23 protein-coding genes and 2 pseudogenes are annotated in these 26088 nt (G+C 34.7%); 12 read left to right on the top strand and 13 right to left on the bottom strand.

Annotation, left to right across the window (positions count from 1 at the left end):
• Positions 1-56: 56 nt before the first annotated feature.
• Positions 57-1547 (bottom strand): ATP-dependent protease ATPase subunit HslU, encoded by a 1491-nt coding sequence (gene hslU / locus OM966_RS00135; RefSeq protein WP_264328365.1) that lies wholly within the window; start codon positions 1545-1547, stop codon positions 57-59.
• Between the two features lies 1 nt (position 1548).
• Positions 1549-2103, bottom strand: coding sequence for an ATP-dependent protease subunit HslV (gene hslV / locus OM966_RS00140; RefSeq protein ID WP_096617344.1), 555 nt, complete (start codon positions 2101-2103; stop codon positions 1549-1551).
• 115 nt (positions 2104-2218) lie between these two features.
• Here hslV and gshA point away from each other — a divergent pair, with 115 nt between their 5' ends.
• Positions 2219-3379, top strand: coding sequence for a glutamate--cysteine ligase (gene gshA / locus OM966_RS00145; RefSeq protein WP_264328366.1), 1161 nt, complete (start codon positions 2219-2221; stop codon positions 3377-3379).
• Between the two features lie 3 nt (positions 3380-3382).
• On the opposite strand, the gene OM966_RS00150 is transcribed toward gshA, so the two are convergent.
• The 3 genes from OM966_RS00150 to OM966_RS00160 form a co-directional block, all read right to left on the bottom strand.
• Positions 3383-4195: a hypothetical protein gene (locus tag OM966_RS00150; protein WP_264328367.1), complete on the bottom strand. Its 813-nt coding sequence runs from the start codon at positions 4193-4195 to the stop codon at positions 3383-3385.
• Positions 4196-4273: 78 nt separating this feature from the next.
• On the bottom strand, positions 4274-5221 hold the full coding sequence (hemH, locus tag OM966_RS00155; RefSeq protein WP_264328368.1) for a ferrochelatase: 948 nt from the start codon (positions 5219-5221) through the stop codon (positions 4274-4276).
• Positions 5222-5228: 7 nt separating this feature from the next.
• Positions 5229-6056 carry a hypothetical protein gene (locus OM966_RS00160; RefSeq protein ID WP_264328369.1) on the bottom strand — a complete coding sequence of 276 codons (828 nt, stop codon included), beginning with the start codon at positions 6054-6056 and terminating at the stop codon, positions 5229-5231.
• A gap of 124 nt (positions 6057-6180) precedes the next feature.
• On the opposite strand from OM966_RS00160, the gene ndk reads away from it, so the two are divergent.
• From ndk to OM966_RS00185, 4 genes and pseudogenes are all read left to right on the top strand, one after another.
• Positions 6181-6600, top strand: a complete 420-nt coding sequence (gene ndk, locus OM966_RS00165) for a nucleoside-diphosphate kinase (protein WP_264328370.1) — start codon at positions 6181-6183, stop codon at positions 6598-6600.
• A 946-nt stretch (positions 6601-7546) separates the two neighbouring features.
• Positions 7547-8461, top strand: a pseudogene (locus tag OM966_RS07455) (IS5 family transposase).
• 165 nt (positions 8462-8626) lie between these two features.
• Entirely contained in the window at positions 8627-9862 is a 1236-nt protein-coding gene (gene mtaB / locus OM966_RS00180) for a tRNA (N(6)-L-threonylcarbamoyladenosine(37)-C(2))-methylthiotransferase MtaB (protein ID WP_264328372.1), read from the top strand.
• Positions 9863-9927: 65 nt separating this feature from the next.
• Positions 9928-10860 (top strand): P44/Msp2 family outer membrane protein, encoded by a 933-nt coding sequence (locus tag OM966_RS00185; protein ID WP_264328373.1) that lies wholly within the window; start codon positions 9928-9930, stop codon positions 10858-10860.
• A 7-nt stretch (positions 10861-10867) separates the two neighbouring features.
• On the opposite strand, the gene OM966_RS00190 is transcribed toward OM966_RS00185, so the two are convergent.
• Positions 10868-12382 (bottom strand): type II secretion system protein GspD, encoded by a 1515-nt coding sequence (locus OM966_RS00190; RefSeq protein WP_264328374.1) that lies wholly within the window; start codon positions 12380-12382, stop codon positions 10868-10870.
• A gap of 144 nt (positions 12383-12526) precedes the next feature.
• Entirely contained in the window at positions 12527-13900 is a 1374-nt protein-coding gene (locus tag OM966_RS00195; RefSeq protein WP_264328375.1) for an ankyrin repeat domain-containing protein, read from the bottom strand.
• A gap of 556 nt (positions 13901-14456) precedes the next feature.
• Here OM966_RS00195 and OM966_RS00200 point away from each other — a divergent pair.
• Positions 14457-14579, top strand: a complete 123-nt coding sequence (locus OM966_RS00200; protein WP_264328376.1) for a hypothetical protein — start codon at positions 14457-14459, stop codon at positions 14577-14579.
• Positions 14580-14710: 131 nt separating this feature from the next.
• Here OM966_RS00200 and OM966_RS00205 read toward each other — a convergent pair whose 3' ends face one another.
• The 3 genes from OM966_RS00205 to OM966_RS00215 form a co-directional block, all read right to left on the bottom strand.
• Positions 14711-15841: a hypothetical protein gene (locus OM966_RS00205; protein WP_264328377.1), complete on the bottom strand. Its 1131-nt coding sequence runs from the start codon at positions 15839-15841 to the stop codon at positions 14711-14713.
• A 126-nt stretch (positions 15842-15967) separates the two neighbouring features.
• Complete coding sequence (locus tag OM966_RS00210) at positions 15968-17524, bottom strand: penicillin-binding transpeptidase domain-containing protein (RefSeq protein ID WP_264328378.1); 1557 nt, start codon at positions 17522-17524, stop codon at positions 15968-15970.
• Positions 17479-18318, bottom strand: a complete 840-nt coding sequence (locus tag OM966_RS00215; RefSeq protein ID WP_319604106.1) for a polysaccharide deacetylase family protein — start codon at positions 18316-18318, stop codon at positions 17479-17481. Before OM966_RS00215 ends, OM966_RS00210 begins: the two co-directional genes overlap by 46 nt.
• A 125-nt stretch (positions 18319-18443) precedes the next feature.
• Between OM966_RS00215 and OM966_RS00220 the strand changes: the two genes are divergently transcribed.
• The 6 genes from OM966_RS00220 (at position 18444) to OM966_RS00245 (ending at position 23643) form a co-directional block, all read left to right on the top strand.
• A complete protein-coding gene (locus tag OM966_RS00220; protein ID WP_264328380.1) occupies positions 18444-19952 on the top strand; it encodes a YifB family Mg chelatase-like AAA ATPase in 1509 nt (502 codons plus the stop codon).
• 84 nt (positions 19953-20036) lie between these two features.
• Entirely contained in the window at positions 20037-20489 is a 453-nt protein-coding gene (locus OM966_RS00225; RefSeq protein ID WP_264328381.1) for a hypothetical protein, read from the top strand.
• Between the two features lie 238 nt (positions 20490-20727).
• Positions 20728-21924: a cell division protein FtsZ gene (gene ftsZ, locus OM966_RS00230; protein WP_264328382.1), complete on the top strand. Its 1197-nt coding sequence runs from the start codon at positions 20728-20730 to the stop codon at positions 21922-21924.
• Entirely contained in the window at positions 21924-22322 is a 399-nt protein-coding gene (locus tag OM966_RS00235; RefSeq protein ID WP_264328383.1) for an EVE domain-containing protein, read from the top strand. The genes ftsZ and OM966_RS00235 overlap by 1 nt, the downstream gene beginning before the upstream one ends.
• Entirely contained in the window at positions 22316-22768 is a 453-nt protein-coding gene (ybeY, locus tag OM966_RS00240) for an rRNA maturation RNase YbeY (protein WP_253309310.1), read from the top strand. Before OM966_RS00235 ends, ybeY begins: the two co-directional genes overlap by 7 nt.
• Before the next feature lie 86 nt (positions 22769-22854).
• Positions 22855-23643: a succinate dehydrogenase iron-sulfur subunit gene (locus OM966_RS00245; protein WP_264328384.1), complete on the top strand. Its 789-nt coding sequence runs from the start codon at positions 22855-22857 to the stop codon at positions 23641-23643.
• Between the two features lie 3 nt (positions 23644-23646).
• On the opposite strand, the gene OM966_RS00250 is transcribed toward OM966_RS00245, so the two are convergent.
• The 3 genes and pseudogenes from OM966_RS00250 to OM966_RS00260 form a co-directional block, all read right to left on the bottom strand.
• Entirely contained in the window at positions 23647-24783 is a 1137-nt protein-coding gene (locus OM966_RS00250; protein WP_264328385.1) for a hypothetical protein, read from the bottom strand.
• Between the two features lie 42 nt (positions 24784-24825).
• On the bottom strand, positions 24826-25605 hold the full coding sequence (locus OM966_RS00255; RefSeq protein WP_264328386.1) for a GNAT family N-acetyltransferase: 780 nt from the start codon (positions 25603-25605) through the stop codon (positions 24826-24828).
• Positions 25606-25608: 3 nt separating this feature from the next.
• Positions 25609-26069: pseudogene (locus OM966_RS00260) on the bottom strand (phosphatidylglycerophosphatase A family protein).
• Between the last annotated feature and the right edge of the window lie 19 nt (positions 26070-26088).

A 26088-nucleotide genomic window follows, 5' to 3' on the forward strand; every position in this document is an offset into this window, starting at 1 on the left:
ACTGGCTGACCTTCTGAACACTCTCTATACTACTTAAAGTAGGCTTTTTGTTTTTCCTAAAGTATAAACTTAGATAAATCAAGCTGCTTCGAAATTGACTCAAGTTTATCTTTTACATACTTGCTGTCTATAATGAATTTTTCGCTATTTTTCTCAGAAGCAATGAAACTTATTTCATCTAAAAGCTTCTCCATGATAGTGTGAAGCCTTCTTGCGCCTATATTTTCCACTTGCCTATTAACTGTAAACGCTATTTCAGCTATGGTTTTTATACCATCATCAGTGAACTCAAGCGTCACATTTTCTGTTTTCATTAAAGCTATGTACTGCTTTAACAAACTAGATTCTGGTTCCTTTAATATTCTTATTAAATCCTCTTGAGTAAGTGCCTTAAGTTCTACCCTGATCGGTAATCTGCCCTGTAATTCCGGTAAGAGGTAAGATGGTTTAGACTGATGAAAAGCACCAGATGCAATAAATAATATATAGTCTGTTTTTACATGGCCATACTTAGTTGTAACAGTTGTTCCTTCAAGTAGTGGTAACAGATCGCGTTGCACTCCTTCTCTGTTTACTTCACCTTTTACTTCTGTACGCGCTGCAATTTTGTCTATTTCATCCAAAAATACTATACCGTCATTACTAACAAGATCAATGGCTTCTTTGATTATCTTATCTTCATCCATTAGCCTTTCACTTTCTTCATTAATTAATATTTCACGCGCTTCTTTTACCTTCACCGTAATAGTTTTTGTTTTTTTGCTCCCGTTAAACATCTTGCCCACTATTTCTGTTACATTCATCACACCAACTTGCCCACCTGGCATGCCTGGTATATCGAAAGTAGGTAACATACTCTTGCTCTCTCTGACGTTAATAGAAACTTCTCCGTCCTCAAACTCTTTATTCCTCAACCTTTCTCTAAAAATTTTTTTACTCTCTTCAGTTGCATTTTCGCCTACCATAGAGTTTACTATTGTTTTCTCAGCTAAAATTAAAGCCTTGTTAGCTAAGGCTTTACGGGCTTTCTCTTTAACTAAAACTATTGCTGCATCAACTAAATCGCGTATTATCGAATCAACGTCACGTCCAACGTATCCTATTTCAGTAAACTTCGTTGCCTCAATTTTTATGAACGGTGCACCGGCAAGTTTTGCTAAGCGGCGAGCTATTTCAGTTTTACCAACCCCTGTATGACCGATCATCAATATATTCTTAGGTATGATTTCATCACGCAATGGAAATGAAACCTGATTGCGACGCCAACGATTTCTGAGCGCAATAGCAACAGCACGCTTTGCATCATCCTGTCCGATTATGAATCTATCTAATTCTTTAACTATCTTCTGTGGTGGCAGGTCATCTAACAAAACTTGAGTACTGTCATTAACTTGAATATTGCTGTCATTTGAATCAAAACCACTCTTAGTATCTTTATAGAGGTCATTTTTTTCATCATAGGTGTCACTACTACAAGGCCGCCCTTCTGAAAGGGTTATAGGCTGATTGGAAAAATTAGTGCACAAAGTTTTTTGCTTGGAAGACATATCACTCCTCTATCTTTTCAATAACTACATTATGATTTGTATAAACACATATATCGCCAGCTATCTTCATAGCCTTTTTTGCAATCTCTTCTATTGATATTCCTTTAATGTCAATTAAAGCTCTTGCTGCAGATAGAGCAAAATTTCCCCCAGAGCCAATAGCTGCGATTCCATCTTCAGGTTCAAGAACATCACCTGTCCCCGTAATTACTAATGAAATAGATTTATCTGCAACAATCATCATAGCCTCTAATTTTCTTAGATATTTATCCATTCTCCAGTCTTTTGCAAGTTCAACACATGCTCTCATTAATTGCCCTGGGTGCTTGTCAAGTTTAGATTCTAGTCTTTCAAAGAGAGTAAATGCATCGGCTGTTGCTCCAGCAAAACCGGCAATTACAGAATCACCAGAAAGACGCCTAACTTTTTTTGCTCCGGATTTTATAACAGTGTGGCCCAGTGAAACCTGTCCATCACCTATTACTACTACGCTTTTATCTTTTCTAATTGACAGTATAGTAGTTCCATACATTTTATTGTTATCGTGTTGAATCATTTTTCTATTACTTTAAATAAGAATCTCATTATACTTTAATCTTTAGTCAAATTTGCTAAATATGTTTAATTATAGCTTATAATATAATACCTTCTTTATAACATTTAAAGTGTAGATGCAAAACATAATTCACCCAGATTTGGAAAAAAGTATAAGTAATTGGTTTGAGGCAAAATTTAACAGCCTTACATTGCCATTTTATAGCTCTATAGATCTTAGAAACTCCAGCTACAAAATTGCCCCAGTGGACACTAATTTATTTCCTGCAGGGTTCAACAATCTAAGTGAGACATCAAGAGCAACAGCAGCAAAACTAATAAAAAGTTATTTTGAAACAAAACAATATAAAAAGACTCTTATAATACCGGAGAATTACACACGAAATAAAATGTATATAGAAAACGTATTTGTTATAGAGAAAGTACTGCAGCTCGCAGGTTTTGAAACTAGAATTGGCCTCTTTCACAACGAAGCATATAATTTAATAGAACCATATGAAACTATCGTGAAAGAAAACTCTCTGCTAAAGACAACTTCAGGATTTGTGCCTGATGTTATTATACTAAATCGTGATATGACGAGCCACATTCCAGACACGCTAAAAGACGTAAAGCAAGATATAGTACCAAGCCCACTATACGGTTGGCATAGCAGACAGAAATTTAAGTATTTTGAAATCTATCAAGAATTAGCGTCCGAATTTTGTAGCGAATTTAAAATGGACCCATGGCTTATTTCTGTGCTTACAGAAAGCTGTAATGGAGTTGACTTTAATGATGATTCATCACTAGGAGCAGTAGCGACTAAAGTTGACCAAATATTATCTCTAGTGCAAAAAAAGTATGAGGAATATGAAATAAAAACACAACCTTACATTTTTATCAAAGCAAGCAATGGCACATATGGGATGGGCATTATAACAGCAACAAGTGGAGAGGAAATATTAAATCTCAATAAAAAAAAGCGTCATAAAATGAAAAAGATAAAAGAAGGAATAGCAATCAATAGCGTTATTATACAAGAAGGTGTACCAACCATTGACATATTTAAAAGCAGTTCTGCAGAACCGCTAATATACTATATAGGAGATACTCCAACATGTTACTTATACCGATGTAATAGCAGGAAAGATGTATATTCTAGCTTGAATGCCACTGACTGTGAGTTTCATGATGTTAGCCAGGTTGTGGAAGGTAAAATTCTGTCACTTTGGAGTATTGTTGGCAAATTAGCAGTACTAGCGTTGGCAGTAGAAATAAAATCTTTTCACCTCTAACCCTTACATTCCCACAGCGTTGCCATCGGGCAGATTATTACCGGGCTGAATATGGTTATGGCCAGCATTATCAAGTTCAGTGGAAGGATCATCATTGACAGGTTGTTGAAACAATTTGTCAAGCTGAACTGCCAGAAATACTGCACTATATATTATGCTAACCGTTACGCTTAAGTTGAAATTATAGATTATACCATTACCTAAGTTTATTGGTATGGTTGCAGTCTCCATTCTTTTTAATATGAAGTTTAACAAACCTAATGACAAAGTTAATGTGCTGATAATAAGGTCCTTCTTACACTTAGCAGACTTTTCAGGATCCTTATTATCTAGGTATTTTCTCCATGAATAATAGTAGCTTATAGGTTCTGAAATAAACAGAAATAGGATCGTTGATGTTAAGTGAATGTGACTTATTACGTCTGCATTACCCCTAGTAAAAAAATGGATGACTTTCAACATCATCAATGCTTCTATGATGCTGCTTGCAAGATTAGCCGATTTACCCACAACTTTTGCCAGCTCTTTTTTACTCTCAGGGTTTCTGTAATCCTTAATTAGATCCTGTAGAGTAAATGCAGAATGGGCAATATATAGAATAGATGTCGGAAACGTTACTAGTCGAGCAACATTCCGTATAAGAAAGATATTGGATCTATTATTGTCAATGAACTCGCAGCAAAATTGCAGTGAAATCTTACACAATAGGGCTGTTAAACCTGTTGTGATGCAGATTACCTTCCTGAAATCATGATCATAAATATCATGCACCTTTTGTGCGAGTATGTTAGATTTCTTTTTTAGCTTGTTTGGCATGAAATAGTTAACAAAATAATAACTCCCTTTTATTCTATCACATAAAAGCCTTGAAGAAAAGCCCTATAAATCAGGACTTTAAGGGTGATTTATGCATAAATCGGCTAAGCATTTTATAAACAAGGAATCAATACTGAGAGTTGGTACGCAAAAATAATATCCATCCTTGATAATTGCTTTATATTCTATATCAAGTTCAACTAGAGTTTCTGAATGCTCAGAAACAAAAGATATAGGTGATAAAACTACAGGTACACCATCAGCTTTTGTACGTGATAGCTCACTTTCAGTGCTTGGCTCTAGCCATTTTACAGGACCAATCTTACTCTGATAACATATTGACCAATCTAAGTTATTGATAGCTAACTTTTCTACTATTAACTCTACGCTTCTTTCTACCTGTGAAGCGTAAGGGTCGCCTTTTTTAATAACGCTAAGGGGCAAGCTATGAGCTGAAAATAGGACTCTTGGCTTACCAATCCTGCTGGCTAATTTGTAGTACTTGGCTATCAAGTTAGCATGAGCCTCAATAAAGTTTTCATTGTCATAATAATGATGAATTATTTTTGTATTGCATTTTAGGCCATGCTTTTTAGCATTTTTTTGCCAATTTTCGATGGATGACAAAGTTGTGGTAGTTGAATATTGAGGGTATAGTGGCAGCAAAATTACTTCATCAGGATCAAACTGTTTTACACTTTTAACAACTTCGTCAGCAAATGGATGCCAATAGCGCATGCAAATGAATACCTTGTGTACATGGTTTCTATCTTCATTTAATTTTAGTTCTAAAGCATTAGCTTGTGCTTTCGTATTATCCAAAATTGGTGATTTACCTCCAATTTGCTCATATATTTCTTGTGCAGTATTTTCTCGTTTTGCGGATATAAACTTTGCTAAAAGAAACCGAAAAGGGTTTGGTAAACTGATTATTCTTCTGTCATAAAAAAGGTTAAATAAAAAAGGACGGACCGAATTCAGTGAATCAGGTCCACCAAGGTTAAATAAAATGACAGCCTTTTTCACCTATGCACTACTTACAACAAGTTACTTCTGGGGTGCCTATAAAATTAGCTACACACTCATCAAATTTAGTTATAGGCACTAAATTTCTCACACTGGCATACAATAAATGGCCTGATCTCTGCAGGTTACTCTTGGTGGATGTGAAGCTCCAATCGAAAAATGTATCGACAAAAAGACTTGGTACCGTTTCAAGAAGTTCAACAGCAGCTAAAGATAGCATTATACAACTTTGCAGGACCTTCAAAAGAACCTTTAGGGGAAAAAGTGAAACTTCAACAAAAAGAGGGGTGCTACTTGTTTCATCCAGTGGTCGCCCTGAGTTAGGCGAATTATACTCGGTGTGTTTTCTATTTTGATCAAAGATAGGAAATTTTATAGTATCTTTCTTAAATTCCGCGTCTATTTCTTTTCTACTATGGTTAGTGATTTTTCCCATTAACTTCTCACACAGATGAAAAGTTCTGACAATAAAACATGTGGCAATCATTAAGGCAGCACATAAAAGTGCGCATTGCATGAGGCTCATATTGCCTAGCATAGCTGGCAGTGCAAAACAAACAAGCGGTGCTATGATTGTCATTTCAAGAAATGGAATAGTGTTTCTTTTCATTGCAAAAGCAGCACCTTTTTTTAGCTCCGTGTATTGATCGTTACTTTTTTCTTGTTTTTGTAGAATATAGCCACACATACCATATTCTAAATAACTTAAAAAAGCCAAATTAAAAGTTAAAAACCCTTTTGTTCCACAAAAAATTGACGATTTCAAGTTATTGACCAATTTTTTAGCAGTAGATTCAGCTTGTTTGGTAGTGTTATTTTTACAACATTTACCCATACAATACCTCCTTGATGGTTTATCCTTAACTATAAATAAAAAACTGCTTTTATCAAATCAAAATTTACAATAAAATAAATCTATAAATATACTATAAATATACTATTTTATATAAGGAAATAATATGGCAATTGAGAGAACACTTTCGATATTAAAACCTGATGCAGTAAAAAATAATATTACAGGCAAGATAAATTCATACATTGAAAGCTCTGGGCTCAAAATTATAGCACAAAAAATGATGTTACTGACAAAAAAACAAGCAGAGCTGTTTTATGAAATTCATAAAGATAGGTCTTTTTTTGGGGAATTGGTAGAGTTTATGACTTCTGGTCCTGTGATAGTTCAAGTTTTAGTTGGTAAAAATGCAGTAAGTAAATACAGACAAATCATGGGAGCTACCGATCCAAAGCAGGCAGATAAAGGTACAATCAGGGGTGATTTTGCTGATGACATTAGTGAAAATAGAGTTCACGGCTCGGATAGTCTAGAAAATGCTCGTAAGGAGATAGCTTTCTTTTTTGCTGAACGTGAGTTGGTGTAGTCAACTCAGATTTTCCTATATATAACTAAATTTTCTGGATCCTATGTCAAGCATACATCTGTACGAACGTTGTAATTAACAGGTGGCAAGTGGCGTCATGCAAGTAGCTGACAACATAGAAACGAAAAACTTCCCTGACAAACTCCGCCAGCCCCCTTATCATGAAACTGAAGCTATTTTATTTCACTTCGCAATCTCTGCAGTGGATTAATGACAAAAAAACTTAATGTATTTGGCGTAAATCATGCTTAATTTTTTGCACTATGTGCACCTCATGTCTTTGTAAAACTTTAGGTTTCTACCTATACAAACCGAAACGCGCTTATAAAGCGTTTAAGACAGTAAAAGACGTCAAATAGACAAGGGAGAATTTGAATACTAGCTACCCTGGGGTTTCTTTGCCTTTTTTTCCGCTCAGTAAATTTCTTAACGTTTATAATTTAGGTTAGTTGCATTTAAAAGCAGCTGAGTCGCGGTTATTAGACGTTTGGAATAAAAAAACGCCATACTTGAAAGTATAATGTAAGTAACTAGCCAACCACGGGGCTTCTTTTGCCTTTTTTTTTTATTTGGTAAATTTCTTAAATATTTATGGCTAGCATGAACTGGGCAGTGCGTGACGCTATCCAAGATGATGTCATTCCAGTGCTTGACACTGGAATCTAGTCTTTATTATGCAGCCACTTATTTAAAGTTAAGTTTTCTGGATCCAAGTAGTCTGGGCACTGGGATGACACCCTGACAATCGTCATCCCGCTGCTTGTTAGCGGGATCTGCTGAGATACCGTGGCGGCATGACGCAGAGCTCGCGTTAGCTATACTTTTATACTCACCAACTCAGTATCCAATCAAAATTCCTGGATCCCAGTGAGCTTTGTTGCATAGCAGCAGAAAAACTAGTGATTACTGACTAAATTCACTATAAAATGACGATTTAAGGATAAATATGCCAAAAAAAATGAGAGTCAGTAACTGCCATGAATATAACAAATTTCTAGAAAAAAGAGGAAATATTTTTCATTATATCAACGAAGCCATAGAAAATTGGTATGAAATTGGGCCAAAAATGTAGGGTGGCAACAATATTTACAGCAACAAAGTGGTAATTTTGATACATATAATAACCCATCTATTCAGAATAGGTTTGAGACAAACAGTGGGATTTTTCGAGGGATACATTGAACAAATAGGAAAAAATTTGCAGCTATTCACAAGCATCAAAAGAAACTTGATATTAAGATCAATGATTGCAGAGTTGATAAAAATAACATGGAAGATATCGAAATTGCTATAGACAGTACAGGAATTAGTATATACAACAACACACAGCAAAGAGAATAGCAAAGATAGAGAGTACCGCGGCTATAAACAAGTAAGAAAATTGCACATAATGTTGAGCAAACAAGTCATAGCTACAAAATACAGTGATGGCGTTTACTCTGATCACTATGGAGCATTGGGGAAATTTGATGTTAAATATGCTATAAAAGCACTATATGCAGATAGGGCATATGATAGAAAAAAGCTCTATAAGCTGTGTAATCAATATGGCATAAAAACGAAAATTCCTCCGAAAAACAACGCAGCAGAGCATCCAAAATTGGATTATATGCTTGATAGAAATACCGCTATTCAGTTAATGAAATTACATGGTGAGAATGGTATAAAAAGATGGAAAGAAGAAGTAAATTACGGAAAAAGATCGTATATTGAAGGATTTTTCTCAAGGTTGAAGCGAATATTTGGGTTTAGTTTTAAGAATAAATCTGAGACAAATAGAGAGAAGGAACTACTTATTAAATGCTACTTAATGAACAAATTTACTGCAATTGGTATGCCTAAATTTGAAATAGTCGCATAAAATTATTTACTCTGGAAAAAACTTACGTTGCTATGCAACAAAGCCATCCCAGTGTCTGCTGCTTGCATAGCATTTACCTACCAAAACAATGGTCATGCAAGAGGCTTAATGACTTTGCTTGGATGTATGATATAATTTAAATTGTAAGGTCTAAAAAATACTAGCATGAATGAAGTGATAACATTTGGTTGTCGTCTAAATTTTTACGAGAGTGAGTTAATCAAAGAAGCATTAAAAAAAGCAGAAAGAAAAAATGTTATTGTGGTACATAGCTGTGCAGTGACAAACGAAGCAGAACGTCAGGTAAAGCAAAAAATACGTAAGATCTATAAAAACGACCCAAGTAAAGAAATTATCGTAGTTGGTTGTGCTGTTCAGTTGGATCCAGAAGTTTACAGTAGCATTCCTGGTGTAAGTAAAGTGCTCGGTAATCAAGATAAGCTAAAAGCTGAAAATTACTTACTAAATGACGATAAAATCTTAGTCAGTGATAACCAAGTAAACAAATCAGAACCTGTTCTAATTAATAGATTTGAAGATAAATCAAGGGCATTTATTGAAATTCAAAATGGTTGTAATCATAGCTGCACATTTTGCTCAATTACTGAGGCAAGAGGGAATAATCAATCTGTGCCAATAAACAGTATTATAGAGCAAATTAGGATCTTTGTAGAAAATGGATATCAAGAAGTAGTGTTTACAGGTGTTGATATTACTGACTTTGGTACAGATTTGTTTGCTAAGCCATCACTTGGTTCAATGATTAGGAGAGTTTTAAAAGATATACCAGAGTTGAAGAGGCTAAGACTTTCCTCTATCGATGTTGCTGAAGTTGACGACGAATTAATGGATTTAATAGCTGATGAGTCAAGACTTATGCCTCATTTACATTTGAGTCTACAATCTGGTAATAATTTAATACTAAAGAGAATGAAGCGTCGTCACAACAGAGAACAAGTAATAGAATTTTGTCATAAAATGAAGAGCTTGAGGCCTAATATAGCATTTGGCGCTGATATTATTGCTGGATTTCCAACAGAAACTGATGAAATGTTTCAGGATACAGTTGATTTACTGAAAAAAACAAATATAGTTTACCTACATGCTTTTCCATATTCAGAGCGGAAGAATACACCTGCTGCACGAATGCCACAAGTACCAGAGAATGTGCGTAAAGAACGAGTAAAAAATTTAAGAGAAATGAATAGAGAAATGATGAGTAGCTTTTATCAATCTTTGATAGGCACTGAACAAAGTGTTCTGGTTGAGCAAAATAATGTCGGTAGAACAGAAAATTTTGCATTAGTAAAGCTTGAATCAAAAGCTCAAGCCAAGAGTATTGTGAAAGTTAATGTTAAAGCAGTGGAAAATAATTATCTAATTGGAAATATTCTTTCTTAATTTTGTACATTAAAGAAATATATGATATAGTAGTTATACTATAAATGATAATTATGGGTTCATTTGTGATAACTAAAATATCTATTACTTTATTTTTGATTTTCATTTCATGTGTCTATTTTTTTATTACTTACATTAGTAATACACACATTGAGCAAGTACAACTCTTAAAACTAGAAACGGACAATAATGAAGATGTAATGCATTCTGAAGAGGTTACTGAGAAAAAAATACTAATAAATGATTTAAAATATCAAGAACTTGAAAGTAGTCCTACTGAACAACCTTCTATTCTCCAAGTAGCTGATCAGAAAAATATGTGGTCACGTATTGCAGATCAAGCTGATAATGAGCAGCCTACAAAAGAAAAATCAAAAAAACTTGATTTTTATGTTAGTGCTAACGGTGGTAAAACATACTATGACAATTCAGAAACATTTGTTAAGGGTATACAAGAAATAGGAAGAAGAATTCTTATTTTGGCTAAAAGCCGTTATGGTTTTTTTGTAGACATAGTAGGAGATGAAATTAAAAGCATAAAAGAATTTAATGGTAAAATTGATTTCCAATGGGTTAACAGCATATCTTTAGGTTACTATGCTGGAGAAAATGGCCGAGTTGATTTTGAAGCCATGTATTCTAGAGCCAATATTGAAAATAGTAATTCTCCTCTGGTATTTGATAAATCAGCAAGTATATTTGCGTTTTTGTTAAACTTATATTATAATCCCAGCTTTCAGGATACGCAATTTGCTCCATACATCGGCCTTGGTATAGGACCAACGGTTTTTAGATTAAAAAGAATTAATGGATCACCCCAAAGTTCAATGCCACTTAATGTTCCTTGGTTTGCTTATCAAATAAAGCTTGGTATTAACTATTCAATAATCCCAGAAGTCAAAACCTTTCTCGGCTATCGTTACTTTAGCGTTCCGATACCTGTTGCAGATGACATATCTACTCACAATATTGAAGTTGGTTTGATATTTAATTTTTAGTAGTGATTTAATATATATATAAATTCTTATCTTTTCTATCTAACAAACCAAATGTTGGTACGATTGTTGCTTTTAAAAAAATGACAGTTTCTACTGTTCTAATGTTATTCGCTAGCCTTTTTGACTTCTGATGTAATGTAGCTTTAAAGCTTTGCTTATCTTCCCTATGTTCTATAAGCCCGCCGATTACCATAATTTCACCGCTCTTAATTTTTAACATAGAGTTCATTTCTCTGATTTCAACAATTGGAATGTCGCTATTTAATTTCATTTTACTCTGCTGTGCGATGTACTCTATATCTGGATCTTTAATGTAGCCGTTAATTCTTGATAAAGTTGGATGTATATCCATGAATATTTCACTAGTATCAATGTTAATGCTTGGGTGGATTATTAGCACAACACCTATTGGAACACTATTCATCTTGGTAATTAAGGTCTGATTAGAGTTTCTAGTATCTTTTTGTATATCGGAAGTAAAATAAATGTGGTTTTTGGTAAATGAAATCATCGCTTGCTGATTATTTATAGCATGTACTCTAGGGCTTAAAATTACAGTTGAAGCGCCAAATTTGTCTAAATTTTTTACTAAATCTCCTAGATCACTCGCATCAAAGTTCATTGCTAGGTTAATAATGGAGTTATCTTGATTTATTATAGACTTAGTTCCATCGCGTAAGTCATTTAAGTTTATACCAGAAAGATATTTGTCATCTAACACAACTTCAACTATTTTTGCCTCTATCATTACTTGAGAAGATGCTAATTTCTTAACCTTGTTAATATATTCTTCAACAGCTTTATGGATATCTTTTCTAGCATTCAAAATAATAACACCAGCTTCTCTGTTGGATGAAAGGAATTCGCCATCATCCACCCCGTTAACATCCATTATTGCATTCAAGCCTTTTTCTAATGAATTCCATAAGTCACTACTGTATTGAGACTTCATAACATTGTTATAGTCCCTATCAGTGTGACTTCCATCACTGTTAGTAATATTGTTACTAATGACGAAACTGCTTTGAGCAGAATGTTGAATATTAATGAAGTCTGCGTAATAATTTTGCGCGTATGGCAAGTCCTGCTCAATTCTAATTACACCATTGCTTGTTGAGTAACGCAATTTGGCGCTATTTGCTATACTCTGAATTACTTCATTTATATTCTTATCTTTTAGCTTTAAAATAATATTACCTGATATTTTTGGGTCTATATCCAAGTTAACGTCAGAAAGTTTTCCTATCTCAATCAGCAAATCTTTTACTGATACTTCTTCACTAACATTAATAGAAATAAGCTGATTACTGATTGTGAGATCGGGAAACTCTATTGGTAAAGGCATAATTTCTGGTATTGCCGGTTCATTAATCTCCAAAGAGGTGTTGTATTGCTGCAACGAATAATCGTGCTCACCTATATCATGATGATCTTCGTTGCCTATATTAGTGAGATGTTGCTTAGTAGGCAGGTGTGTGCAAGAAATAATGAAGAGGAGTATTAAGCATTTAAAAATAGCCATTAGAACAGCATATAGATCTATACTAATAGATTTCTATAAAAATATTAAAAATGTATTTAATCTCATTTTCATTCAACAGATAATTGTCATATATTAGCTTGACCTGCACTGGCTATATGTTTTTTTTGTTCGCCCCTCTTGTACTTAAATGTAGAGTAAGTTTTCCAGCATAGCCTTAGTTTTTTTATATATTTTACTTCTTTCTCTATATTTAATAATAGGCTTAAAAATAAATGGTAAGCCTATAATTGTTAAGCTTAGAGCTAGGGTTGAAAGTATACAACAGGCTTTGTGTTTACTATGTAGCTCTTTCAGGTAAAGCATCAAAAATCTACAAAATTTTTTGTAATTTTCTTCGATGTTTTTTTTGCTATGAGCCTTGCTAATGAATATATCTATTGCGGTATGACCGTTATTACACTTAATGTTAAGGTCTGCACCTTTTTCTGTTAACAGCTGAGCTATATCAAAATAATCCTTTTGAACAGCAAGATGTAGAGGTGCAAAACCTTGTTGCTCACAAATGTTCATATTGGCTCTAACTTCCAATAACATTTTCACAATTTTTGTATGGCCTTTTTTAACTGCCAGTAGCAAGGGAGTTCTGTTACATTTAGTAACAGCATTAATGTTTACCTTAAGCTTCAATAAGAGATTAACTGTTTTAGTGTTACCATTATGGCTAGCTTTATGCAGCCTGGCGTTGCCATTAAAATCTTGATCATTTGCATCTATTCCTTTTGATACAAGAAATGTTACCATTTTTCTATTATTATGCTCAATAGCGCAATCTAGTGCATCAAAACCATGGTTGTTTTTTGTGCAAAAAAACTCTTTAAGTTTAATTTTATCGTTACTTGCTTGCTGTTTTTTTGCAATAAGCTTTACTATTTGCATTTTGTTGTTATACGCTGCTAGGAAAAGCGTAGTGCTATTTTCTGCATCTTTGGCTTCTATATTTGCACCTTTCTTTATCAGATATTCTATAATTTCTGCTCTGCTGTCATAATGTGCAGTGCATTGATAGATAGTTAAAAACAAAGGAGTGCGAAAATTGTTATCTTCACATTCGAGATTTGCTCCGCTATCAATTAAAATTTGGACGCTTTTTTTAGAACCGTATAGTGAAGCTATATGAAGAGGAGTATAGCCCTCTTTAGCGTCTTTTTCATTAATTTTTGCGCCTTTTGTTATCAAAAAATCTATTAATTCCGTGTCATCTTGTAGTGCAGCAAGGTGCAGTGGAGTGAATCCATTTTTATCCTTGGAATTGATTGTCAGTTGATTAACAAAAAGTTTAGCAATTTTCTTGTGTCCATGCATAATGGCGTAATGCAGTGGGTTTCTATTTTCGTTGTCTACGACATTAAAATCAGCTTCGTGCTCTAGCAATGATTTTACTCCAACTAAATCACCTTCTTTTGTGAACTTATGCAAGAGAGTGATTCCACTTGCATCTTTTGAGTTAATATCAAATCCATTTTCTACTAATTGGTTTATATCTTCCTCACGCGCCATATCACTTAAGTCTCTAATTGAACCCTTTTCGCGTTAATAATACTCCTACTTGATTAAGTTTGAGTGAATCTGAGAGAAATGGCTAGGATACTATGCATTCTTGCATAACAAACTTTTGGCAGCGCGTTGGATGAAACAAAAAAACCACTTGACAAACTCCGCCAGCCCCCTTATTACGATAATAAGGGTATTTATAACTCAAAACTTGTTTTTGACCTGCAGGCTCAATGACAAAATTCAGTAAAAAACTTAGGGTATTTTTTGGCGGATTACATAAAATTATAGCGGCTACATGTCTTTTAAATTTTTTCTACATTCAGCCAAACCGCGCTTAAACTAAGCGTCAGCACATTATTACAGCGCCAATTTAAAGTATTAGAGGGTCAAAACTCGCACTACGGGATTTTTTTGCCTTTTTTTTTATTTGGTAAATTTCTTAAATATTTGTAGCTAAAAGAGCCCAAGAGAGGTGTCATTCCAGTGCTCCTTTTTTTGTCATCCCAGTGCCCAGACATTGGGATCTAGCTAAGTTGGTGAGTGTAAAAGTAGCCGTTTTATGTTAAAATACAACGTTTTGATGATTATGAAAAGGCTGGATTCCAGTGTCACGCACTGGAATGACAAGAAAGGAGCTACTCGGATGACAGGAGAAAGGGGCACTGGAATGATACTATTATAGAGTGAACCAGTGTCTGGGCACTGCCGTCATAAAGGAACCAGTGTCAGCTACTTGGATGACATCATCCTTTTTTCTGGATCCCAGTGGGCTTTGTTGTATAGCTACTTGTGAAGAGGGCAAATGGAAGAAATTCATTTGCCCTCAAACTGTGCCTTGCGATCCTTAAAAGGAAGAGTAGATGGATCTTTCACCTCACTATTCACCTCAGTCACTGTTGTTGCAGGAGGAGCTTGAGGTCCTGTTTGTAAATTAGCAGGCTTAGGAGGTATTGGTGGCTTTTCTGTATTTGGTTGGTTGCTTGGCAAAGCTGCAATTTTAGGATATTGTTGATCCACATCATCATCAGATCTATAACCACTCTCGGGAGTGCTTGTTCCTTTTTCATCGTCTGATTGGTGGTTTGGAGGTGTTTGATGTTCATCTTCCCATTCACTATTAGGTGTACGATTTTGATCGTCATCTTCGTCATCACTATCACTCGAATAATTTGCTTTGAATCGAGACTGAAGCGTTTTGGACAAAACATCTATAAGATTTTTTGGTTGCACATCTTCCAGTTTATTTAACCTCTCTTTCTCCCTCTTGTCAGACTCTTTCTTGTTCGTGAGTTTTGTTCCTTTTTTTATTGCCTTAAGCAAATCATTATTAGCTTTAGGCATACTAGGACCACCAGTTTCCTTTAGTTTTACATTCTTTATCCCTGCGAACATATCATCATCCTTGGTTTGCATCGTAAGCTTGGGAGCTGGTGCACCATTTGCTTGATTCAATTGCTCAGGAGTTGGCATAGGAGGAGGTGGTGGTGGAGTACCAGTTAATGGAGGAATTGCTGCACCAAATGTTAGCAGAGATTGTTGAGGAGTAAGCTGCAGATTAGTATCAACATGTTCCGAATCTACCACTTCCGTCTGTGTTTCACTATCTTGCTTAACAAGCTTATTAAATTCTTCTCCAATTGGTTTACTTTCCAGATTAGTACCATATGTTGGTTCTTGACATTCAGTATGTTGCTGGTCAGATTCCTCTCTACTAAGACCTGCTTCTTTCTTATTAGTAGCTCTAGAAACGGCAAGTTTAACAAGATATATCACTGAAGCCAATGCAACAACCGTAGAAACAGCAAAAATTGCTAAAGGAACTGCTGCAATGGCACCAGAACCAGAAATTGCTGTAATAACATAAGGAAGATATTGACCAGCTGTGAAACTAAATGCAGATAATGATAAAACAGCAATTAAAGGACCAAGATTTGATGTACGCATTTTTTACTTCACTTGTTAATGATAATTTAATAATAACTAGATTATCATCATTCGTCAATAGTTTATGACTAAATTAATATTTATATTAAGATAATGCACGACAAGTAATAGCCATAATATTTATAGTTACTTTTCAAGCATATATTGAAATATTTCATTAGCTATAGCAACATCTTGGCGCGGGGCTTTGCCGTGTTCTATAAACACAGAGATTGCGTAGCGCGGCTTATGGTAAGGCCCATAAGCGATAAATAACTTATGACTTTCACCCTTAGAGTTTATCTCTGGTGTACCGGTTTTGCCGGCAATTTGTATGCCACTTAGCCCTTTTCTATAGTTAGAATTCACCACGTCAAACATAGCTTTTCGAATTATGTCAAAATGCTCATAATATACATCAATGTCAGGGAAATTTTGCACTGTATTACTCATTTCAATGTGGGGAATTACCTCTTTTCCTGTTGCAATCCTCGCTGCAAGAACTGCAAGCTGCAGTGGTGTTGTAAGCAAATACCCTTGTCCTATAACTAAGTTGATAGTGTCACCTAAATACCACTGCGAATATAGTTTTCGTGCGCGCCAATCTCTATCGGGCAACAATCCCGGAGCTTCTTCCTTAAACGTTCCAATCAGCGACCCACCGCCAATACCAAATTTTCTGGCCATTTCCACCAGAGAGTCTACACTTATTTTTTTTCCTATGTTATAAAAGTAAGTGTTGCATGATAATGCCATTGCCTCATTTAAAGATACATACCCATGGACTTTGCTTTTCAGGCAACGAAATTTCCGCTCACCTATTTTCATATAGCCCTTACACGAGAATTTCTCTTCTGGTGTTATTATCCCGTCTTTTAAACCCGCAAGCGCAACTATTACTTTAAATATTGAACCAGGCGGAATTTGATACGACAATGCACGATTCACAAGTGGTAATGAAGGAGCATTCAAGCTTTCCCAAGTCTCATTTGGTAGTCTACTTGCAAAAAGATTATTATCGTAAGAAGGTGAATTATATAGTGCTAAAATTTCTCCGTTACTTACATCAATTACCACTGCGGAGCCTTGGTGATATTTAAATACCTTTGCGATTTTCTCTTGCAGATTAATATCAATTGTTAGCTGTACATCTTGTCCGTCTTGTTGTGGTATGCTTGATAATTCTTTTATGACGCGTTTTTTAGAATTTATTTCCTGCTCAGATTTTCCTGACTTGCCTTTCAATATATGATCATATGTATATTCAATACCGCTGATTCCTACTTCGTTTATGCCTTGCTGTCTTTTTGTATATCCGATTACATGAGAACATATTGAACCAAACGGGTAATAACGTTTATAAAGAGCAGTTACTTTTGTTTCTGACGATCTTGCTATTTTAGACTCGACTTCTGATAATGTTTGCAAATCGACCTCCTCCCCAGAAGTTTTTTGCTCATCAAACAGAACAACGTACGAAATTTTGTTTACCGCAAGTTCAGTGCTATTCCTATCTAAAATTTTGCCCCGCTGAGGCATAATAGTAGCGACTCTTATTCTATTACTATTAGATAGTGCTTCGTACTTTTGTCTGTTTCGTATTTGTAAATTATATAACCTATAGCTAAAAATAGCGGAAATGGTAAGCTGAATACCACCTAATATGAATGCTCTGCGGTTAAAGACTTTGTTTTTTGTCCACATAACATTCCTTCAAAACGCACTTTTTCCCCCTCTTTTATTGTTACACTTCTGGCTTTTACCGTATTACAAACCCTTTCCTCCCACTCACTTAAGGTAACAAACTTGTAACCCGATTTTTTTAGTATTTTAATAATATGAGGTAAAGCTTCAATTGTGTTTGATCTGTTATTGTGATCATGAAACAGTATAACTGCCCCATTATGTACATTACTTAAAACTCTTTCAACTAAAGCTTCTGGTTTATCACCTTGCCAATCTAGCGAATCAACTGTCCATAATATCGAATACATATCCAATTTATTAGTATTTTCAATCAGATTATCGTCATGACATCCATATGGCGGGCGAAACCATTTTACATCTTGTTTTATTGCATTTTTAATTGCTGTATTTGTCTTTTCCAATTCTTGCAATTGTTCCTCACTTGAAAGTGATGTCAACTTCCTATGCGACCAAGAGTGATTGCCTAACTCATGACCTGCTTCATGGATTTTCTTTACTATCTCATATGTTTTTTTATTTATACGTTCACCAAGCACAAAAAACGTTGCTTTTGCTTCATAGCTTTCCAGAACATTAATAATATCGTTTACTCTATTGTTGGAAGGCCCATCATCAAACGTAAGCGCAACAAACTTATCGTCGTTATTCAACAATTTTTTTATATTACTTAAATTTCTATATGATAGATCCAGATTACAACTGAGCCCACAGTATGGTAAATTAAAATTACAATCACCACAGAAAACCGCGCTTGAGTATAGCAAAAGAAAAGTTATCATCCTTATAAACATTTTATAATCAGCAAATTGATAGGATACTATGCACTTTTTTGCTAAGTTAAGCCATCTTTAATTGCTGTAGCCTTTACTTCATCACTTCTTTAATATATTATATTAATAATTTTATATAATATATTATGATTGCAAATATAAATACCGTTGCGCTTCAGGAAATTAGCACAGTAAATGTCAATGCACAAATTCATATGGCAAATGGTATTCCAGCTTTTAATATTGTTGGATTGCCGGATAAAACTGTTGCGGAATCCAAAGAGCGCATCAGAGCAGCGTTAAATTCAATCAATCTACTACTACCTCCAAAAAGAATTACAGTTAATCTCTCCCCTGCGGATTTGCTGAAAGAAGGCAGTCATTATGACTTGGCTATCGCTATTGGACTACTTGTTGTAATGAATGTGTTACCAGTTGAAAAAGTTCAGTCTTATATAATCATGGGTGAACTGACTCTTGATGGCAGAGTTATTCCAGTTTCAGGAGTGCTGCCAACAGCAATTAATGCAAAAAAGGCAAATAAAGGAGTAATTTGCCCAAGGGGAAATGGAGTAGAGGCTTCATGGGTAAAGAATGTTTCAATTCTAGCTATAGAGAAATTAACTGATATTATCAGACACTTTAAGGGTGAGCAATTAATTCAGCCAGTAATTTTTAATTATAGTGATGCACCCAAAGAAAAAAGATTGGTTCCCGATATGAAGGATATCAAAGGCCAAGTTGTTGCAAAAAGAGCAGCTGAAATTGCAGCAGCAGGTGGGCATAATATGCTTCTTGTTGGCCCTCCTGGTACTGGAAAATCAATGCTTGCTAAGCGCTTTATAGGATTGCTGCCTGATTTGACCGAACAGGAGATGATTGATGTTAATATTATTTCCAGCATAACAAAAACTGGTAATGAAATATTCAAAGTAACTCGCCCCTTTCGTCAACCTCATCATTCATGCTCTATGCCAGCAATGATAGGAGGAGGAAAGAATGCAAAACCTGGAGAAATCACTATGGCTCACAATGGCGTGTTATTCCTTGATGAGCTACCTGAATTTCCAAGACTTGTGCTTAATTCTCTGCGCCAACCACTTGAAGATAGAAAAGTTACCGTTGCAAGGGAAAATGCTCACATAACCTACCCTGCCAATTTTCAACTTATAGCTGCAATGAATCCCTGCAGGTGCGGTTATTTAGGTGATGCAAGTAGATCGTGCAACAAAGCTCCAAAGTGTGGCACAGATTACAAAAACAAAATATCAGGACCATTGCTTGATAGAATAGACATATGCATTGAAATGCCAAACGTCAGCATACTTTCTCCTGAAATCTCTGTGGAGGGAGAAAGTACCGAGGTTATAAGAGGAAGGGTGATAGCAGCGAGAAAAATTCAAACTGAGCGTTATAGTAAATTGAATGTTCGTTGTAACGCAGAAGTAAGCGGTGAAGCATTTAATAAATTTACTGAACCAGATCAGGCAGGGTTAGAATTGCTAAAATACGTACTGAAAGAAAATTACATTTCCAATCGAGGCTACACACGCGTATTAAAAGTTGCAAGAACCATTGCAGATCTTGCAAAAAGTGAAGAAGTAAAAAGAGCACACATTGCTGAAGCGCTGAATTACAGAATAAGGATATATTAAAAAATTAGTCTACTTGACAGACAATTTGTTTCATTATATACTGCCCTTAATGAAATTTTAACATTCTATTTAAGGAGTAGAGTTATGGCATTAACAAAATATAATTACAAACAAGAACATAGTGTTTTTCGCGCTATTTCAGAGGGATATAAACAAGCTGATAATGAACACTGGGGAGTTACAGGTGCTGCTGGTGGGCTTGGTCAGTATATTAAGGATAATAAGTTAAGAACAGCATTATTTCCGGTTGCAGTTGCAAGTGTTGTCTTTACAGCAATGCATATGAAAGCAGGCTTTGTTAGTGCAGCAGAAGCTTCTGGGTTTCTTGCTAAGACTGCCAGCTACTTTGTTGGGATAAATCAAGCAATAGCTGCTTCATTACCTGGATTTATCGGAACAGGTGTTGCTGGTCAGATAGTTGCAGGTGCCATAATGACAATTGCTGCAGCTGCTGTTCTTTATGGAACATATCAAGTTGCCTCAAAATTAAAAGATGTTGCGGTTGAAGCATGGAAAGGAGAAGAAAAAACTGTATAATAACTTCAACAAAATAAAAAGGGATTGGTCTCTGTCCCTTTTTATAAACATTTTTTATTTTTTTGAAGTAATATCATCCAAAAATCTAGTAATTATAAAATAGCATTTATTAGTATAAATATTAAGAATAAGTAAATCCCGTTTACTGTTTACGCCTATAGAAGTGAAAAGTATTTGCATATTATTAAAAAAGCGGTAACTTACTATCAAGTGAATTCGCTAAATTTGAGTAATTTAAATGTCTATTGATCTTAGTCTGCCGGAGTTACCTATATTACACCCAAGGATTACCGTTGTTGGAGTGGGTGGTGCTGGTGGAAATGCTGTGAATAACATGATCCAATCTAATTTGCAAGGAGTGAATTTTGTTGTCGCAAATACCGACGCTCAAGCACTAGAAAAGTCGTTATGTGATAAAAAAATTCAGCTTGGCATTAATTTAACTAAGGGTCTTGGTGCTGGTGCTTTGCCTGATGTTGGTAAAGGTGCAGCAGAAGAATCAATCGATGAAATTATGGAGCATATAAAAGATAGTCATATGCTTTTCATCACAGCAGGAATGGGCGGTGGTACTGGAACCGGTGCAGCACCGGTAATTGCAAAAGCAGCCAGAGAAGCAAGAGCTGCAGTTAAGGATAGAGCGCCAAAAGAAAAAAAGATATTGACTGTTGGAGTTGTAACTAAACCGTTCGGTTTTGAAGGTGTGCGCCGCATGCGCATTGCAGAGCTTGGACTTGAAGAACTGCAAAAATACGTGGATACACTTATTGTCATTCCAAATCAGAATTTATTTAGAATTGCAAATGAAAAAACTACATTTTCTGATGCATTTAAACTTGCTGATAATGTTCTGCATATTGGCATCAGAGGAGTAACTGACTTGATGGTCATGCCAGGGCTTATTAATCTTGACTTCGCTGATATAGAAACAGTAATGAGCGAGATGGGCAAAGCGATGATCGGCACCGGAGAGGCAGAAGGAGAAGATAGAGCAATTAGTGCTGCAGAAGCTGCAATATCCAATCCATTGCTTGACAATGTATCAATGAAAGGTGCGCAAGGAATATTAATTAACATTACTGGTGGCGGAGATATGACTCTGTTTGAAGTTGATGCTGCAGCCAATAGAGTGCGTGAAGAAGTAGATGAAAATGCAAATATAATATTTGGTGCTACTTTTGATCAAGCGATGGAGGGAAGAGTTAGAGTTTCTGTTCTTGCAACTGGCATTGATGGTCGCAATAATAAATCAGAAACTTCACCTATAAGTCAGAGCGAAGACTCAGAGAAAGAGAAATTTAAGTGGCCCTATAGTCACAGTGAAAGTACGCAAGACAAAACACTGGAAACAAAACCAACTGAACAGGTAAGCGAAGGAGCTAAATGGGGCAGCAATATTTATGATATACCGGCTTATTTAAGAAGAAAAAAATAATGCAACTTTGGCTACTCAAGTCAGAGCCAAGTGAATATTCATGGCAAAAAATGGAAAAGGAGCAGGTAGTTGAGTGGGAAGGCGTGCGCAATTATCAAGCTCAAAATTACATGAAAATTATGAAAGTAAGCGATCTTGCGTTTTTTTATCATACAGGTAAAGAGAAAGCAATATTTGGAATCGTTGAAGTATTTAAAGAGTATTATCATGTTAATGATCCCAAGTTCGGATTAGTGAATGTAAAGTTTTTGAAACCTTTAAATAACCAAGTAACGTTAAATAATATAAAACAAAACCCACTTTTGAAAAATATGGCTATATTAAAACAACCACGTTTATCAATTGCCCCAGTTTCGGAAATTGAATGGAATGAAGTAATAAGGATGAGTGAATGTTAGAAGTAAATATTCTTGACAAGAAATGGTGCAGCATTATAGAAAATCCTAAAAATTTTGTATTAGGTGTCATCAATGCTTCTCTAAAAGAATTAAAAATAGACCACTATAAACCAAATATATCAATAGCTCTGGCTGATGATGACTTGCTACATCAACTTAATTTAAAATTTAGAGAAATGGATAAGCCAACTAACGTACTATCATTTCCGTGTGAACAATTGTCTAATGAGTGCGATTTAGGAGACATAGCAATTTCAATAGACACAATAAAAAGAGAATCGCATGAGTATTGTATACCTATTCTTGCTCACATTGCACACATGTTAGTGCATGGATTACTGCATTTACTTGGTCATGATCACCAAAAAAAAGATGAAGAAATTATAATGAAAAATCTAGAAAGAGAAATTTTAGCTTCGCTTGGCTATAATATGTGCGCGATTTAAAAGGAATTTAATAAAAATATAGTAGATGATAATAAAATATGTTATCTACAAAGGGTTTTAGCTATAAACAATAAAAGGTAAGTGATATGGTTCAGTTTTCTTTGCCAAAGAATTCTAAAATTAATCAAAAGGGCAAAATTTATCCTATTCCTGCTAGAGCAAAAAACATCAGAAGATTTCAAATTTACCGTTGGTCTGCTGATGACGAGAAAAACCCTAGAATAGACACATTTTTTATTGATATGGATAGTTGTGGCCCTATGGTACTTGATGCATTAATAAAAATAAAGGATGAAATAGATTCGACTTTAACTTTCAGACGTTCTTGTAGAGAAGGCATATGTGGATCTTGTGCCATGAATATTGACGGAACCAATACTCTTGCATGTACTAGATCTATACACGATATAAAAGGTGATGTAAAAATATATCCATTACCTCACATGTATGTGATAAAGGACCTAGTCTCGGACTTGAGCCAATTTTATGAGCAATACAAATCAATTAAACCTTGGTTACAAGCAGATAAGCCTGCCCTACCAAATAAAGAATACTCTCAATCTCCTGAAGATAGAAAAAAATTAGATGGCTTGTCCGACTGTATATTATGTGCTTGCTGTTCGACTGGTTGCCCAAGCTACTGGTGGAATAGTGATAAATTTTTAGGACCAGCAATACTATTACAAGCCTACAGATGGGTTGCTGACAGCCGTGATAATAAGACCAGTGAAAGACTTGATGTTTTAAACGACCCATTCAAGTTGTATCGTTGTCATACAATAATGAATTGCACAAAAACTTGTCCTAAAGGACTTAATCCAGCAAGAGCAATAGTGAAAGTAAAACAGCTCATGGTAGAGAAAGAAGGAGTTTAAGTATCATCTTTTGCATTCTTCGTAAGAGAACAGCAAACCTTCCGAAGCGTAGGGTATTGTTAATACCCTGAACGCTTTTCCATTCGTGAAATGCATCGTATCATCATACGATGCAAATAATTTTTTGAATAACTCATGTCTTTGGTTACTAATAGTTTGAAAATCCTCTTTTTCTAAAAGCTTTTTAGATTCGAAGAGGTAAAGCATAACTTCATGATAAGTTGGGTAAGATGCCAAAAATTTTGGGTCAAATTGAAAGGTTTTTATGAAAGCATTATTATAAAATTTTAGCTTTTGATTCTTACTATATATTACTATAGCAACCGGCAACCTCTCAAGCAAATTTTTCTGTGTAGCTAAATAACTGTTTAATTCAGTATATAATTTTTCTGCATCACTAACATCTTTCCCATACATTACTATGCTACCAGAACCTTGTATTGGAATTTTAACAAAATCGAAAACTTTAGGTTCGTTCTTGTAAGTTACGACATGCCTTCCTGGTTTTGTGCTATGAGCGCTACTGGTAATAGCAAATTTCTTAGAGCCATCTACATATTTATCATAAAACAAATTATAAAATTCTACCTTTCTATTCTTGTTATATTTTAGTATTGGAAATGGTAAAGAGTTGAAAACATTTTTATAGCTCTCCACTTCTTGTGTAAGCTTACTATTTTCTAGCTCAAGTCCGTGAGCTTTTATTTTACAGTCTGAGACATTCCTTATCCATAACAGCACACCAATCACATTGTTAGAATCATCTATTATGCTTCTACCATAACATATGCAATAAACCTCACTGTCTTTTGACTTTAAATCTAGAGTAAAAGATTTATTTATTTCCTTTGCCTCAGCAAAATTTTTAATTAAACTTCCTGATTGCTCAAAAAAATTCACAAACTCATTAAATGAGTAAAAAACAGTATTAAGCAAAATTAGTAAGTTGGGAGAGAACTTTTCTATACGCTTTTTTGCATCCCAAATATAAAACCCATCATTCACAGTATCAATTAAATTATTTATGATAACATTTTGATGTTGTAAGTTCTTAATCTTATTACTAATTTTTAATTTAGAATAAGAGAGAAAGAATAATATTAGAATCAATATTAAAACCATTTCATACAAAAAAAACATAGCACTTCTAAAACAGATGTAAAAACTTGTAACCGCTCAGAATTATGCTGAAGAGTTATATAAGTAAAGATTGTCTAACATCTGAAAGCCCAATCTCTTATAAAGGTTTACAGAAGGTTTCATACAATGTGCTACTATATATTTGCATTCAAGCTGTTTAGCTATCTTTATTCTTTCTAAAACCATTTGGGTACCTATTCCACGATTCCTGTAAATTGGTAAAACTCCATCACTATAAAAACCAGCTACACTGTCTTGAACATAAAGACCGCATGTCCCAATAATTTCACTATTTAGTGTTACAAGAAAAAATCTTAATCTTGAGTTTTTATCATCATAATTTGATAATCCGCGAAAAAATGTGCTGACAATTCCAACGCCATGATAAAAAATTTTAGAAGTGTGTAAATCTAACTGTTCTAAGAGGTCGCTACCATTTACAGCATTTAACCTCAAGTTTGGAATAACATCAGCAGGTAAAAAGTAATTTTTCATATTAAGTAAAGCTTTTTTTGGTGTGCTAACGTGTTTTATTTCACACTTTTCTAAAATATCTCTTATTTTCATATGTGAATTTATTACCCATGTTGCTTCTATATCTCTTGTTCTGAGATAATCTAGAGTTTTTTGTATAGAAAGCTCGGTACATTGATCTCCACAGAACACAAAATTAAATAATGACTCCCTAGTACCATTTATTGTAAATGTAACGTTATCAAATTCATCGTGTACTTCCCACTCAGATAAATTCGCTGTGTACAGTATATAATCCTTTAAATTTTGAACAATTAAGCTTGAATAATAAATTTTTTTATCCTGCATACATCAACAATAAAAGGCTCCTATAAGAACACAGGCTAAAATTGCAGCTATAATGTCATCTAGCATAACACCTACAGGACCTTTGGTATTTTTATCGATCAAATTTATAGGCCACGTTTTTATTATATCAAAAAACCTAAAAGAAAAAAAGCATAACAACAACGAAGAGCAATTCATCTCTTGGCTTAACAATATCGAAACTAAAAGTATTGTCAGCAATTGACCAACTACTTCGTCAATTACTACCTCTTTTGGATCACATGAAGTCTTGTAGTGTTTTATATAATTGCCTATAGACCATAGTCCAATCAAAAATAAAAAAAAATAATTGCTGCACCTAAAATTCTGTCACTCAGTATCACAGGAACAATTGGATAAGAAGCTAAGCTGCCTACGGTACCTGGCATTTTTTTTACTGTGCCAGACAGCCACCATGTTGATATCAATTTATATAAAAATTTCACAATACACCAAAGTACAAAA

It is taken from the genome of Wolbachia endosymbiont (group A) of Andrena hattorfiana (assembly GCF_947179565.1).
In the GTDB taxonomy this organism is placed as follows: domain Bacteria; phylum Pseudomonadota; class Alphaproteobacteria; order Rickettsiales; family Anaplasmataceae; genus Wolbachia.